At 64.6% G+C, this 13512-nt stretch carries 12 protein-coding genes; 6 read left to right on the top strand and 6 right to left on the bottom strand.

Features of this window, described 5'->3' with window-relative positions; genetic code table 11:
• Window positions 1-7 precede the first annotated feature (7 nt).
• The 6 genes from K0H49_RS16780 to rpmH form a co-directional block, all read right to left on the bottom strand.
• A complete protein-coding gene (locus tag K0H49_RS16780; protein ID WP_219214785.1) occupies window positions 8-475 on the bottom strand; it encodes a Crp/Fnr family transcriptional regulator in 468 nt (155 codons plus the stop codon).
• A gap of 77 nt (window positions 476-552) precedes the next feature.
• Window positions 553-1959, bottom strand: coding sequence for a tRNA uridine-5-carboxymethylaminomethyl(34) synthesis GTPase MnmE (mnmE, locus tag K0H49_RS16775; protein ID WP_219214783.1), 1407 nt, complete (start codon window positions 1957-1959; stop codon window positions 553-555).
• 80 nt (window positions 1960-2039) lie between these two features.
• Window positions 2040-3779 carry a membrane protein insertase YidC gene (gene yidC, locus K0H49_RS16770; protein WP_219214781.1) on the bottom strand — a complete coding sequence of 580 codons (1740 nt, stop codon included), beginning with the start codon at window positions 3777-3779 and terminating at the stop codon, window positions 2040-2042.
• Window positions 3776-4060, bottom strand: a complete 285-nt coding sequence (gene yidD / locus K0H49_RS16765) for a membrane protein insertion efficiency factor YidD (protein ID WP_219214778.1) — start codon at window positions 4058-4060, stop codon at window positions 3776-3778. Before yidD ends, yidC begins: the two co-directional genes overlap by 4 nt.
• The gene (locus K0H49_RS16760) at window positions 4057-4446 is read right to left on the bottom strand and encodes a ribonuclease P protein component (RefSeq protein WP_219214776.1); all 390 of its coding nucleotides are present in this window, start codon (window positions 4444-4446) and stop codon (window positions 4057-4059) included. Before K0H49_RS16760 ends, yidD begins: the two co-directional genes overlap by 4 nt.
• Window positions 4447-4523: 77 nt before the next feature.
• Window positions 4524-4658 (bottom strand): 50S ribosomal protein L34, encoded by a 135-nt coding sequence (gene rpmH, locus K0H49_RS16755; RefSeq protein WP_007834827.1) that lies wholly within the window; start codon window positions 4656-4658, stop codon window positions 4524-4526.
• Between the two features lie 319 nt (window positions 4659-4977).
• On the opposite strand from rpmH, the gene dnaA reads away from it, so the two are divergent.
• From dnaA to K0H49_RS16725, 6 genes are all read left to right on the top strand, one after another.
• Window positions 4978-6357: a chromosomal replication initiator protein DnaA gene (gene dnaA / locus K0H49_RS16750; RefSeq protein ID WP_183028533.1), complete on the top strand. Its 1380-nt coding sequence runs from the start codon at window positions 4978-4980 to the stop codon at window positions 6355-6357.
• 69 nt (window positions 6358-6426) lie between these two features.
• Complete coding sequence (gene dnaN, locus K0H49_RS16745) at window positions 6427-7533, top strand: DNA polymerase III subunit beta (RefSeq protein ID WP_183028532.1); 1107 nt, start codon at window positions 6427-6429, stop codon at window positions 7531-7533.
• A 152-nt stretch (window positions 7534-7685) separates the two neighbouring features.
• Window positions 7686-10304: a DNA topoisomerase (ATP-hydrolyzing) subunit B gene (gyrB, locus tag K0H49_RS16740; protein ID WP_219214773.1), complete on the top strand. Its 2619-nt coding sequence runs from the start codon at window positions 7686-7688 to the stop codon at window positions 10302-10304.
• Between the two features lie 189 nt (window positions 10305-10493).
• Window positions 10494-11087, top strand: coding sequence for a restriction endonuclease subunit S (locus tag K0H49_RS16735; protein WP_219214770.1), 594 nt, complete (start codon window positions 10494-10496; stop codon window positions 11085-11087).
• Entirely contained in the window at window positions 11080-12531 is a 1452-nt protein-coding gene (locus tag K0H49_RS16730) for an N-6 DNA methylase (protein WP_219214767.1), read from the top strand. The genes K0H49_RS16735 and K0H49_RS16730 overlap by 8 nt, the downstream gene beginning before the upstream one ends.
• A 123-nt stretch (window positions 12532-12654) precedes the next feature.
• Complete coding sequence (locus K0H49_RS16725; RefSeq protein WP_219214764.1) at window positions 12655-13509, top strand: Abi family protein; 855 nt, start codon at window positions 12655-12657, stop codon at window positions 13507-13509.
• Window positions 13510-13512: the final 3 nt, after the last annotated feature.

Below are 13512 nucleotides of genomic sequence, written 5' to 3'. Positions count from 1 at the left end.
GCGAGGCTCAGGTGACGGCGATGCGCTTGAGCCGGTCGACCATGCGCTTGGCGATGACGCCCCCCAGGGCCTGCACCACCTCCAGCGCCAGGGTGGGCTGCCGGTTGGCCAGTTCGGTGAAGCGCCCCGGCGTCAGCCGCCAGACCCAGGACTCGGCAATGGCCGCCACGTTGGCGGAGCGCGGCAGGCGCGAAAAGAAGGCCCCCTCGCCGACCACCGAACCCGGACTCAGGATCGCCAGCTGCATCTGGCCCTTGCTGCCCGCGAGGTGCACGCTGAGCACGCCGCTCTCGATCAGGAACACCGTGCTGTCCTTGGCGCCCTGGTCGATCAGCGTCTGACCGGCTGCCAGCTCGAAGCGCTGCATGTAGCCGGCCAGCAACTCCCACTGCGCGGGACTCAATGCCGGCGCAAAGGCGTCATAGCTGGTGTTCTGCGCGATCGCATCGCAAAGATTCTGGATCGCGGAAGCCATGGCGCAGGTCCCTTGGTTCAAAAAGTGGAATGGGCGAAATGTAGACCAAAATGTTACTACATGTCACCCAAGACTTACTACTTTCCTATGCAAAAACGGGAAAAAATGACGCCCAGCAGGTCGTCCGAGCCGAACTCGCCGGTGATCTCGTTGAGCGCGTTCTGCGCCAGCCGCAGCTCTTCGGCCAGCAGGTCGAGGGCCGGCATGCGGGCTGCCAATTGCGCCGCGGCGATGTCCAGGTGCACGGCCACGCGGCCCAGCGCGTCGACGTGCCGCGCGCGCGCCAGGTAGAGGCCTTCGGGCACGGCCTGCCAGCCGGCCACCTCGAGCAGCCGCAGGCGCAGCGCCTCGAGGCCCTCGCCGGTCCTGGCCGACAGCGCGAGGCCGTCGGCCGGCGCGGGCGCGCTCGCGGCATCCTGCTTGTTCCAGACGTCGAGCACCGGCACGCTGGCCGACAGCTTCTCTTGCAGCGTGCGCAGGATGTCGGCGTCGGCCCGGGCGTAGTCGGCCGAGCCGGCGCGCGTGAGGTCGTGCAGGAACAGCACCGCATCGGCGCTCTCGATCTGGTCCCAGGCACGGGCCACGCCGATGCGCTCGACCTCGTCGCTGCTCTCGCGCAGGCCCGCGGTGTCGGCCACGTGCAGCGGCACGCCGTGGATCTGCAGCGTCTGCGAGACCACGTCGCGCGTGGTGCCCGCGATCGCGCTGACGATGGCCAGCTCGGCCCCGGCCAGCGCGTTGAGCAGCGAACTCTTGCCGGCGTTGGGCTGGCCCGCGATCACCACCTTGATGCCCTCGCGCAGCAGCGCGCCCTGGCGCGCCCGCTGGCGCACCGCCACCAGCTGCGCCTGCAGCGCGGCGAGCTGGCCGGTGGCGTCGGCCTTCTGCAGGAAGTCGATGTCCTCCTCGGGGAAGTCGAGCGTGGCCTCGACCAGCATGCGCAGATGGATCAGCGCGTCGCGCAGCGTGTGGATCTCGCGCGAGAAGGCGCCCGACAGCGAACGCCCGGCGCTGCGTGCCGCCGCCTCGGTGCTGGCGTCGATCAGGTCGGCGATCGCCTCGGCCTGCGCCAGGTCGACCTTGCCGTTGAGGAAGGCGCGCTGGCTGAACTCGCCCGGCTCGGCCACGCGCAGGCCGCGCAGCCGCGGACGGCCGGTCGTCGCATCGACTTCGGCCGCGGCCTCGAGGCAGCGCGACAGCAGCAGCTGCAGCACGACCGTGCCGCCATGGGCCTGCAGCTCGAGCACGTCTTCGCCGGTGAAGGAGTGCGGCGCCGGGAAGTGCAGCGCCAGCCCGTGGTCGATGGCCTCGCCGGCCGCATCGCGAAAGGGCAGGTAGGTCGCCTCGCGCGGCTTGAGCGGCCTGGCGCACAGCGCGGCGACCAGCGGGCCGAGCCCCTGGCCCGAGACCCGGACGATGCCCACGGCCCCACGGCCGGGCGCGGTGGCGATGGCGACGATCGGGTCGGAGGTGCGAGCGAGCATGGGCCTATTCTTTCATCAGACGTGGAAACGAGAAGGGCCGCTTGCGCGGCCCTCGGGGGAACGGGGGGTCGATGCCAGGCTTACTTGCCCAGCACGCCCAGCCGCTTGTTGATGAACCACTGCTGCGCGATCGACAGCACGTTGTTGGTGATCCAGTACAGCACCAGGCCGGCCGGGAAGAAGATGAACATCACGCTGAACGCGAGCGGCATGATCCACATCAGCTTGGCCTGCATCGGGTCCGGCGGCGTCGGGTTGAGCCAGGTCTGGAACAGCGAGGTCAGCGTCATGACGACCGGCAGGATGAACCACGGATCGGGTGCCGAGAGGTCATGGATCCAGCCGATCCAGGGCGCATGGCGCATCTCGACCGACGACAGCAGCACCCAGTAGAGCGCGATGAACACCGGGATCTGGATCACGATCGGGAAGCAGCCGCCCATCGGGTTGACCTTTTCCTCGCGGTAGATGCGCATCATCTCCTGCTGCATCTCCTGCGGCTTGTCCTTCAGACGGGCGCGCATCTCCGTGATCTTGGGGTTGATGCCCTTCATCTTGGCCATGCTCGCGTAGGCCTTGGCGTTGAGCCAGTAGAAGGCCGCCTTCAGCAGCACCACCAGCGCGACGATGGACCAGCCCCAGTTGCCCAGCAGGCTGTGCAACTCGTTGAGCAGCCAGTACAGCGGCTTCGAGATGATGGTGAAGATGCCGTAGTCCTTGACCAGTTCGAGGCCGGGCGCCAGCGCCTCGAGCTTCTTCTCTTCTTCAGGACCGGCGAACAGGCTGGAGTCGATGGTCTTCGTGGCACCGGCGGCGATGGGTTCCAGCGGCAGCACCATGGCCGCCGAGTAGAGGTTGTTGCCCAGGTCGGCGGCGCGGAACTCGCGCTTGAGGTGCAGGCTGTCCGGCGCGTTGAGCAGCCAGGCCGACACGAAGTAGTGCTGGACCATCGCGACCCAGCCGTTGGTGGCGGGCGGCGGCAGGTCGGCCTTGTTCTTCGTGATGTCGGTGAACGCGACCTTGTGGAACTTCTTCTCGTCGGTGTAGAAGGCCGGGCCGGTGAAGGTGTTGGTGCCGAACATCGTGCCGCCCGCGACCGTGCCGTGGCGCACCAGCTGCAGGTAGAGCTGCGCGTCCTGCGGCTTGTCGCTCACGTTGACGATCTGGTGCTTGACGTGGATCGAGTAGTCGCCGCGCAGGAACTGGTAGGTCTTGACGTACTTGAGGCCGCCGGCGGGCTCCGATTCGAACGAGACTTCCAGCGAATTCTGGCCGTCGGCCAGTTCGCGCGGGCCGGCCTTGGCCGTCATCAGGCTCAGGTGGTTCGGGAAGCGCGCACCGCTGTCGACGGGGTTGAGCAGGCCGGTCTGCGCCACGTAGCGCGACGCGGGCGAGCCGTCTTCCATCAGCGTGACGTTCTTGACCTCGTTCGGCGGGACCGGCTGGCCGATCAGGCGCTTGACGGTGTCGACCAGGCCGTTGTGGTTGGTCTGGTCGTCGTACTTGCGCAGCTGCAGGTTCGACAGGGTGCCGCCCTGGCCGTCGAAGACGGCGGTGAACAGGTCGGTGGACACCGTCACCTTTTCACCGACCGCCGTCTCGCCCTGCGTCGGCACGGTGGCCGTGCCACCCGCCACGCCGGCCGCGCCCGGCAGGGTCGTGCTGCTGCCCGAAGCGGGGGCCGCGGCCGGTGCGGTGGCCACCGGCTTGCCCGGCAGGAAGGTCGGCTTCTGGCCGTTGTGGACCTGCCATTGGTCCCACAGCATCACCAGCGAGAAACCAAAGATCACCAGCAAGATGGTGCGGCGAATATCGTTCATGAAGAAGACTTCTTGTCGGAGGAGAGAAAGGAGAACAGCGCCCCGGAGCCGGGAGGCTGGGCCTTCGAAGGAGGCACCGGATCGTGGCCGCCCTGGCACCAGGGCTGGCAGCGCGCGAGACGGCGCAGGGTCAGGTAGCTGCCGACGGCGGCGCCGTGGACTTCGAGCGCCTCGATGGCATAGCGCGAACAGGTGGGCTCGAAACGGCACGATTGGCCGAGCCAGGGACTCAACAGCAGGCGGTAGGCCTTGACCAGGCCGATGAGCAGGCGCCGGATCATGTCCGTGCCGCGCGGGCCCGCTGAAGCAGTTGTTCGAGTTCGGCGCGCACGGCCGCCTTGAGCTTGTCCGAAGTGGCGCTCACGAATTGCTTGCGATCGAAACCGGCGCGCAGACGCACCACATGCGCGGCATGCGGGAACGAGGCCTCGGCCAGGGCGCTCACGGTATAGATCTGTCGCTTGATGGCATTGCGCGTGACCGCGCGGCGCGCCCAGCGCTTGGGCACCATGGCCCCCACCCACACGTCCGGTTCAACACCGAAGAGCGGCGCAGCACCGGCCGGCGCATCGAGTGCGCAGCGGTGCAGTGCGAAATGGGTGGTGCGCGCCACGGTGGCTCCGGCGAGGACGGCCTGGAACTGCGCGCGCGTCTTCAGCCGTTGCATGGAAGACGGCGGCATCAAGCCAACGGGAGCTGCGGGCGCGAGCGGCACGTCGAGCTGAGTGCCGTCTTGCTCGGGCCTTAGACGGCCAGGCGCTTGCGGCCCTTGGCGCGGCGTGCGTTGATGACGGCGCGGCCGCCGCGGGTCTTCATGCGGACCAGGAAGCCGTGGGTACGGGCGCGGCGGACTTTGGAAGCTTGGTAAGTGCGTTTCATGATGAGGTTTCCTGGCGCCCGGGGCGTGCCCCTGGGTGCGACGGGTGGAATGTCTGGGACGCCATGCGGCGATGCCCTCGATTCGGGTTTTTCGGGATCGCCCCGAAACACACAAAAGAGGCTTTCAGGGGAACCGAAGATTATCGCAAACATTTGGCGAACCACCAAACCAGGGGTTTCGGTGGGTGCTTGCGGGGCGGTGTGCAACGGTGTGGATAAGGCTTTGACAAGTTAGAATGCCGGGCGCTTCGAAGAAGCATCTATCCACAACACGACAACCAGAAAATGACCGAGGGACACCCCCCATTTCAAGCCGCCCATGCCGAACGACGGCGCGGGTGACAGCCTCTGGCAGGCCTGCGTCGACCAACTCGCGCAGGAGCTGTCGGAGCAACAGTTCAACACCTGGATCAAACCGCTGACAGCGCAGGTCACGGACGACCTGTCGCGCATGACGGTGTTTGTCGCGAACCGCTTCAAGCTCGACTGGATCCGGGCCCAGTACGCCGGCAAGATCGCCGCCATGGCCGAGAAGATCTACGGCCAGCCTGTGTCCGTGGAGTTGGCGCTCGCTGCGCGCGAGGCGCCCGTGCGCCAGTCGCCGATGGCCGCCCTGGTCGAGACCGACGTGCCGCGCGAAGTGGCCGGCCTGGGCGAGGACCCGGCCCTGGCCGCGTTCAAGAACCGGCTCAACTCGGGCCTGACCTTCGACACGCTGGTGGAAGGCACGGCCAACCGCATGGCGCGCGCCGCGGCGATGCACGTCTCGGGCATGCCCGGCCATCTGTACAACCCGTTGTTCATCTACGGCGGCGTCGGCCTGGGCAAGACCCACCTGATGCACGCTGTGGGCAACCGGCTGCTGGCCGACAAGCCGGACTCCAAGGTTCTCTACATCCACGCCGAACAGTTCGTCTCGGATGTGGTCAAGGCCTACCAGCGCAAGACCTTCGACGAGTTCAAGGAACGCTACCACTCGCTCGACCTGCTGCTGATCGACGATGTGCAGTTCTTCGCCAACAAGGACCGCACGCAGGAGGAGTTCTTCAACGCGTTCGAGGCCCTGCTGGCCAAGAAGTCGCACATCGTGATGACCAGCGACACCTATCCCAAGGGTCTGGCCGACATCCACGAGCGGCTGGTGTCGCGCTTCGATTCGGGCCTGACGGTGGCGATCGAGCCGCCCGAGCTCGAGATGCGCGTGGCCATCCTGATCAACAAGGCGCGCGCCGAGTCGGCCGAGATGCCCGAAGAGGTCGCATTCTTCGTTGCGAAGAACGTGCGCTCGAACGTGCGCGAACTCGAGGGTGCGCTGCGCAAGATCCTGGCGTATTCGCGCTTCAACCAGAAGGAGATCTCGATCGCCCTGGCGCGCGAGGCGCTGCGCGATCTGCTGTCGATCCAGAATCGGCAGATCTCTGTGGAAAACATCCAGAAGACGGTGGCCGACTACTACAAGATCAAGGTCGCCGACATGTACAGCAAGAAACGCCCGGCCAGCATTGCGCGGCCACGGCAGATCGCGATGTACCTGGCCAAGGAGCTCACGCAGAAGAGCCTGCCGGAGATCGGCGAGCTGTTCGGTGGCCGCGACCACACCACGGTGTTGCATGCGGTGCGCAAGATCTCGGGCGAGCGCCAGCAGCTCACCGAGCTCAACCAGCAGCTCCACGTGCTCGAGCAGACCCTCAAGGGCTAGCCGCGGGCACCCGCTACGCTCAGCACCGCACACAAACGATTCGAACGAAACGAGGAAGAGGTAATCGACATGATCGTCCTGAAGGCAACACAAGACAAAGTCCTCGCCGCACTGCAGTCGGTGGCGGGCATCGTGGAGCGGCGTCACACGCTGCCGATCCTGGCCAACGTGCTGATCCGCAAGACCGGCGGCCAGCTGCAGCTCACCACCAGCGACCTGGAGATCCAGATCCGCACATCGGCCGAACTCGGCGGCGACGAAGGCAACTTCACGACCACCATCGGCGCGCGCAAGCTGATCGACATCCTGCGCACCATGCCGACCGACCAGACCGTGAGCCTGGAATCGAGCGCCAGCAAGCTGGTGCTCAAGGGCGGCAAGAGCCGCTTCACGCTGCAGTCGCTGCCGGCCGAGGACTTCCCGCTGGTGCAGGAAGCCGCCAACTTCGGCCCCGTGTTCAGCGTGCCGCAGAAGACGCTCAAGGACCTGCTGGGCCAGGTGTCCTTCGCGATGGCGGTGCACGACATCCGCTACTACCTCAACGGCATCCTGTTCGTGGCCGAAGGCAAGCAGCTGAGCCTGGTCGCCACCGACGGCCACCGCCTGGCCTTCGCCTCGGCGATGCTCGAGGTCGAAGTGCCGCGCCAGGAAGTGATCCTGCCGCGCAAGACCGTGATCGAGATGCAGCGCCTGCTGTCCGACGCCGAAGGCGCGATCGACATGCAGTTCGCCAACAACCAGGCCAAGTTCAGCTTCGGCGGCATGGAGTTCGTCACCAAGCTGGTCGAGGGCAAGTTCCCCGACTACAACCGCGTGATCCCCAAGGCCCACAAGAACAGCGTGACCCTGGGCCGCGCCACGCTGCTGGCCAGCCTGCAGCGCACCGCGATCCTGACCTCGGACAAGTTCAAGGGCGTGCGACTCAACCTCGAGCCCGGCACGCTGCGCATCGCCTCGAGCAATGCCGAACAGGAAGAGGCGCAGGACGAGCTCGACATCGACTACGGCGGCGACGCCATCGAGATCGGCTTCAACGTGACCTACCTGATCGACGCGCTGGCCAACATGAGCCAGGACATGGTCAAGCTGGACCTGGCCGACTCCAACAGCTCGGCGCTGCTGACCATCCCCGAGAACGCATCGTTCAAGTACGTCGTGATGCCGATGCGCATTTGACCCACCCCCGAGGGCTGCGCGCACTGCGTGTCGCATGCGCCTTCCCCCTCCAGGGGGCAACACCTGCGGCCCGGCAAAGCCGGTTCCGCGGTGTTCCTGGAATGAGAGCGGAATCGCCGCCCATCCGTTAAGAGAGAGTTTGAAAGAGTCCTATGAGCGAAGAAAACAAGCCGGAAGTCCCGCACACCGAACCGGTCTACACCCCGGAAATCGAGAGCGCGATTCCGATTGAAGTCACGCCCGCCGACACCTCGTACGGCGAGGGCTCGATCACGATCCTCGAAGGGCTGGAAGCGGTGCGCAAGCGCCCCGGCATGTACATCGGCGACACCTCCGACGGCACAGGCCTGCACCACCTGGTGTTCGAAGTGGTGGACAACTCCATCGACGAGGCGCTGGCCGGCCATTGCGACGACATCGTCGTCACCATCCACAGCGACAACTCGATCTCCGTCACCGACAACGGCCGCGGCATCCCGACCGGCGTGAAGATGGACGACAAGCACGAGCCCAAGCGCTCGGCCGCCGAGATCGCGCTGACCGAGCTGCATGCCGGCGGCAAGTTCAACCAGAACAGCTACAAGGTCTCGGGCGGCCTGCACGGCGTGGGCGTCTCGTGCGTGAACGCACTGAGCATCACGCTGCGCCTGATCGTGCGCCGCGAAGGCAAGATCCACGAACTCGAATTCAGCCGCGGCTTCGTGCAGAACCGCCTGCTCGAGACCGTCAACGGCTTCGAAGTCTCGCCCATGAAGATCGTCGGCGAGACCGACAAGCGCGGCACCGAAGTCCACTTCCTGCCCGACACCGAGATCTTCAAGGAAAACAACGATTTCCATTACGAGATCCTGAGCAAGCGCCTGCGCGAGCTGAGCTTCCTGAACAACGGCGTGCGCATCCGCCTGAAGGACGAACGCACTGGCAAGGAAGACGACTTCTCCGGCGCCGGCGGCGTCAAGGGCTTCGTCGAGTTCATCAACAAGGGCAAGACCGTCCTGCACCCCAACGTGTTCTACGCGATGGGCGAGAAGCCGGCCGAAACCTACGGCGGCATCCCCGGCACGCACATCGGCGTCGAGGTCGCGATGCAGTGGAACAGCGCCTACAGCGAGCAGGTGCTGTGCTTCACCAACAACATCCCGCAGCGTGACGGCGGCACCCACCTGACCGGCCTGCGCGCCGCGATGACCCGCGTCATCAACAAGTACATCGAAGAGCACGAGTTCGCCAAGAAGGCCAAGGTCGAAGTCACCGGCGACGACATGCGCGAAGGCCTGTGCTGCGTGCTGAGCGTGAAGGTGCCCGAGCCCAAGTTCTCGAGCCAGACCAAGGACAAGCTGGTGTCGAGCGAAGTGCGCGCGCCGGTGGAAGACATCGTCGGCCGCCTGCTCACCGACTACCTGCAGGAACGCCCGAACGACGCCAAGATCATCTGCGGCAAGATCGTCGAAGCCGCCCGTGCGCGCGAAGCCGCGCGCAAGGCCCGCGAAATGACGCGCCGCAAGGGCGTGCTCGACGGCATGGGCCTGCCGGGAAAGCTGGCCGACTGCCAGGAAAAGGACCCGGCGCTTTGCGAGGTCTACCTGGTGGAGGGCGACTCCGCCGGCGGCTCCGCCAAGCAGGGCCGCGACCGGAAGTTCCAGGCCATCCTGCCGCTGCGCGGCAAGATCCTGAACGTCGAGAAGGCACGCTACGAGAAGCTGCTGACCAGCAACGAAATCCTGGTGATGATCACCGCCCTGGGCACCGGCATCGGCCGCGCCGGCGCGACCACCAACGGCGGCGGCGCCGACGACTTCAACGTCGCCAAGCTGCGCTACCACCGCATCATCATCATGACCGACGCCGACGTCGACGGCGCCCACATCCGCACGCTGCTGCTGACCTTCTTCTACCGGCAGATGCCGGAGCTGGTCGAGCGCGGCCACATCTACATCGCGCAGCCGCCGCTGTACAAGGTCAAGGTCGGCAAGGAAGAGCAGTACCTCAAGGACGGCCCGGCCCTCGACGCCTTCCTGCTCAAGGTCGCCCTGAAGGACGCCAGCATCGAGACCGGCGGCGCCAAGTCCACCACGCTGACCGGCGACACGCTGGCCGAACTGGCGCGCAAGCACCAGCTGGCGCAGGCCGTGATCGCCCGCCTGGGCGTGTTCATGGACGCGGCCGCGCTGCGCGCGATCGCCGACGGCGTGTCGCTCGACCTCGACACGCCCGCATCGGCCGAAGCCTCGGCCGTGCTGCTGCAGGCCAAGCTGCGCGAACTCAACGACAGCGGCGCACCCGCCGAAGTCGCGAGCGAGTTCGACGTGCGCACCGACAAGCCGGTGCTGCGCATCAGCCGCCGCCACCACGGCAACATCAAGAGCAGCGTGATCACGCAGGACTTCGTGCACGGCGCCGACTACGCGGCCCTGGCCACGGCCGCCAACACCTTCCGCGACCTGCTGAGCGAAGGCGCGGTGGTCAAGCGCGGCGAAGGGGAGCGCGCCAAGGAAGAGAAGGTCGCCGACTTCCGCGTCGCGATGAAGTGGCTGATCGGCGAAGCCGAGCGCACCACCTCGCGCCAGCGCTACAAGGGCCTGGGCGAGATGAACCCCGAGCAACTGTGGGAAACCACCATGGACCCGACCGTGCGCCGCCTGCTGCGCGTGCAGATCGACGACGCGATCGAAGCCGACCGCGTGTTCACCATGCTGATGGGCGACGAGGTCGAGCCGCGGCGCGAGTTCATCGAGCAGAACGCGTTGCGGGCGTCGAACATCGACGTGTAGGCGCTGTAGAGCACCCCATAAGGTGCGAAACGGGACCCTATAAGCTGCGAAGCTTTGGGGTCTTGCTCTTCATTGGCTCGACTTCACCGCCAGACGGTCACAAAACAACTAGTCCATCAAAACAAATAACTCTACTGCTTGCACCCGAACGCAGGCAGCGCTACACTGCGCCAACAGTAGAGTTATTCGATGAATTCCATTCTTGCACTTAACGACTTGGCGGAAGTCCACACCGCAGTGGTCTTCCGAGATCAAGCACCGCAAGAACATCCTGAAGGCAACGTGCGTGCGTTGGCCATCCGGGACGTTTTGGCTTCGACGCCAGTAAGCTGGAGCGAACTGCCGCGGGTTGTTGTGGCCGAGAAGTACCGCGCGAATTGCCTGCAAGCGGGTGATGTGGTCATTCCTTCACGGGGCGACTACTACAGGGCATCGCTTTTTACCGGGGCGGACGTGCCAGTTCTGCCGGTGGGTCAATTGAATGTGATCCGACCGGCCGCCGCGTTAGATGCGGGTTACTTGGTGTGGTTTCTCAACCTGCCGACTACCCACGTCAAGCTCAAGCAAATGCTGACAGGCACCAGTATCAAGGCGTTGACCAAGACGGCTCTTCAGACGCTAGAGGTGCACCTCCCCGACATGGAACTCCAACACCGTATCGCCGAGATTGTTGAACTGGCGGGGCGGATCGCTGCCATCCGGCATCGGTTGACAGCGCTAGACACCATTGAGGTAGCTCATATGGCCGACCCCTTTTCGCACCGAGGGGGCGCCCATGCTTGATGCTGAGACCGAGCAGGCAATCCGTCATGCACTCGTGCGCTGTTTCGATTCAGTTCGTGGCGTGGCCGATGTTGGAGAGGTTCGTGTTTACCTCCTGGCGTTGCTGGTATTCAAGTACGCCTCTGACCGTACTGCCGACGAAGCTAGCCATGCGGTTGCGCTCGACGCGGATGCCGGATCGGTGCCATCCTTTGAGCAACTGCTCAACGCCAAGCACATGCCCGATATCGGGCGGCGTATTGACCGGGCACTGGCCGACTTGGAGAACCAGCACCCGCTGCTGCAAGGCGCCTTCCACAGCGTCCGCTTCGACTCCCCCTTGCTGGGTGAACCCAAGCAAAGGCAACACCTCATCGCTGATCTGCTGGGCTGCTTCGGTTTGCCAGAGTTCGACTTTCGAGGAGGCGCAAGTGCCGAAGCGGCTGGCTTTGCCTGCGAAACGCTCATAAGCGAGGCCGCGGCCGTTGCCGGCAAGCGAGGCGCCGAGTTCTTCACCCCGCCCGGGGTTTCCCGGCTGATCGCTGAAATCCTCCAGCCCGAAGGTAAGGAAAGCGTTGGCGATCCGTGCTGCGGTTCTGGCACGTTGTTGTTGACCTGCAGTGGCTTCGCACGTGCTCACTCTGGCGGCGAGGGCTGTCAGCTGTTTGGCCAAGAGAAGAACGGCAGCACCTGGGCCCTCGCAAAAATCAACATGTTTTTGCATGGGGAGCTCGCCGCGCATTTGGCATGGGGAGACACCCTCAAAGACCCGCTCTTGGTGGCCGGAAGCCAGCTGCAGACGTTCGACGTGGTGGTTTCAAGCCCGCCCTTCAATGTGAAGGATTGGGGACAAGAAGCCGCAGCCTCCGATCCCTACGGGCGCTACCAACGCGGAGTTCCGCCCCGCGCTTCGGCTGACTACGCTTTCATCAGCCACATGGTGAAGACGCTCAAACCTGGTCACGGCCGCATGGCAGTCGTGGTCTCCCATGGTGTCCTCTTCCGGAGCGGTGCGGAGCTCCAGATTCGCAGGCAGCTGCTGGAGGAAGGCCTCGTAGACACAGTGATCGCATTGCCAGCCAAGCTGCTTCCATACACGCCCCTGCCGATTGCACTGCTGGTGTTACGTAAGGACAAGAGCGACGGGCAAGTGCTCTTCATTGACGCCAGCCGCCAGTTCAAGCACGGGAAAACCCAAAACCAGCTATGCGATGAGGATCTGGCGCGGATCGTGTCCACCTATGCAGCCAGGGCGGATGTTGAGGGCTACGCCAGCTTGGTGTCGTTAGAGAACATCATTCAGAACGAATGCAATCTCAACGTGGTTCGCTATGTGGGTGCCGTGGAGCAGCTCCAGCAGGTGGACCTGCAGGCCCTTCGATTGGAGCGCGCACAGCTCCGAGCAGAGTTGGAAGGTCTGGAGAGCCGGTTTGCCAGCCTCATCCAGGAGGTGCATCGTGCATAACACAAAGGAAAACGGCCGCTTACGCGGCCGCCTCCTCTATTGCGTCTTGGAACCTGACGTCCGTCCGAAGAGAGACTTGTCAAGCCATGGTACCCAAGCGCCTACCTCTCAAGGATAACACGAGTGCTTGACTACAACAACATGTCCGCCCAGAACGTGCAGGAGGTGATCCAGGCCATTTCTCACGTTCGGCTGGGGAGCTATAGGCGCTTCTTTCAGGCAGGCACCGACTTGGAGGCGCTAGGGCTGTATCAATGGAACGAGGACTTGCGCGAGGCCTTTGCTCGCACCACGGACCTGATCGAGGTCGTCTTGCGCAACAAGTTCCACGCAGCTCTAAGTCAGCGATATGGCCAGTTGGGCAGCGCCGGATCGCGCGACTGGTATGCCCACCTGCGTCTTCCCCAGAAGTCGTTTGAAAAGGTGCGCGACATCACTCATGTAAGCAATAGAGGGAACTGGCGACCACGCCAGCCGGCCCGCACCCCGGATGACGTGGTCTCGAACCTCACGTTTGGCTTTTGGCCAAGGCTCTTGGATGTATCGACGGACACCAATCAGGTTGCGGTTCCTTGGAATCACATTATTCCGGACGTTCTTCCTGGCCATCGTCAACGGGTCGAAACGTACTGGCGGCCCCAAGCTCATCAAGATGCCTTCTTTGCAAGGTTAGACCTGTGCAATGACCTGCGAAACAGGATCGCGCACCTGGAGCCCATCTGGAAACTGGGGCCCCTCAGGGAAGAAGCCCGTAACCGGCCTGGACGCCAGGTGAATATCGTTGATGGCCCCACAAGGACTCCACAAGAGTCTTTGGATCGCCTTCGCCTGATCGATGACCGCCTGATCGAGTTGCTTCACTGGCTGTCGCCCACTCTCGCATCCCTATATCGGCAGTGCCCCACCCACTCTCGTTGCGTGGCACTGCTCACCCCAGCAGCTTTGGATGCATACCGCCAAAACCGCCCGTTTCCTTGAACA

This window comes from Variovorax boronicumulans, assembly GCF_019352895.1.
In the GTDB taxonomy this organism is placed as follows: Bacteria; Pseudomonadota; Gammaproteobacteria; order Burkholderiales; family Burkholderiaceae_C; genus Variovorax; species Variovorax boronicumulans_A.
Note: the sequence above shows the minus strand (reverse complement) of the source record. Positions and strands in the feature narration are given on the sequence as shown.

Coding starts and splice junctions, on each gene's coding strand:
- K0H49_RS16780 (WP_219214785.1), bottom strand. CDS start 475: ATGGCTTCCGCGATCCAGAATCTTTGCGATGCGATCGCGCAGAACACC.
- mnmE (WP_219214783.1), bottom strand. CDS start 1,959: ATGCTCGCTCGCACCTCCGACCCGATCGTCGCCATCGCCACCGCGCCC.
- yidC (WP_219214781.1), bottom strand. CDS start 3,779: ATGAACGATATTCGCCGCACCATCTTGCTGGTGATCTTTGGTTTCTCG.
- yidD (WP_219214778.1), bottom strand. CDS start 4,060: ATGATCCGGCGCCTGCTCATCGGCCTGGTCAAGGCCTACCGCCTGCTG.
- K0H49_RS16760 (WP_219214776.1), bottom strand. CDS start 4,446: ATGCAACGGCTGAAGACGCGCGCGCAGTTCCAGGCCGTCCTCGCCGGA.
- rpmH (WP_007834827.1), bottom strand. CDS start 4,658: ATGAAACGCACTTACCAAGCTTCCAAAGTCCGCCGCGCCCGTACCCAC.
- dnaA (WP_183028533.1), top strand. CDS start 4,978: ATGCCGAACGACGGCGCGGGTGACAGCCTCTGGCAGGCCTGCGTCGAC.
- dnaN (WP_183028532.1), top strand. CDS start 6,427: ATGATCGTCCTGAAGGCAACACAAGACAAAGTCCTCGCCGCACTGCAG.
- gyrB (WP_219214773.1), top strand. CDS start 7,686: ATGAGCGAAGAAAACAAGCCGGAAGTCCCGCACACCGAACCGGTCTAC.
- K0H49_RS16735 (WP_219214770.1), top strand. CDS start 10,494: ATGAATTCCATTCTTGCACTTAACGACTTGGCGGAAGTCCACACCGCA.
- K0H49_RS16730 (WP_219214767.1), top strand. CDS start 11,080: ATGCTTGATGCTGAGACCGAGCAGGCAATCCGTCATGCACTCGTGCGC.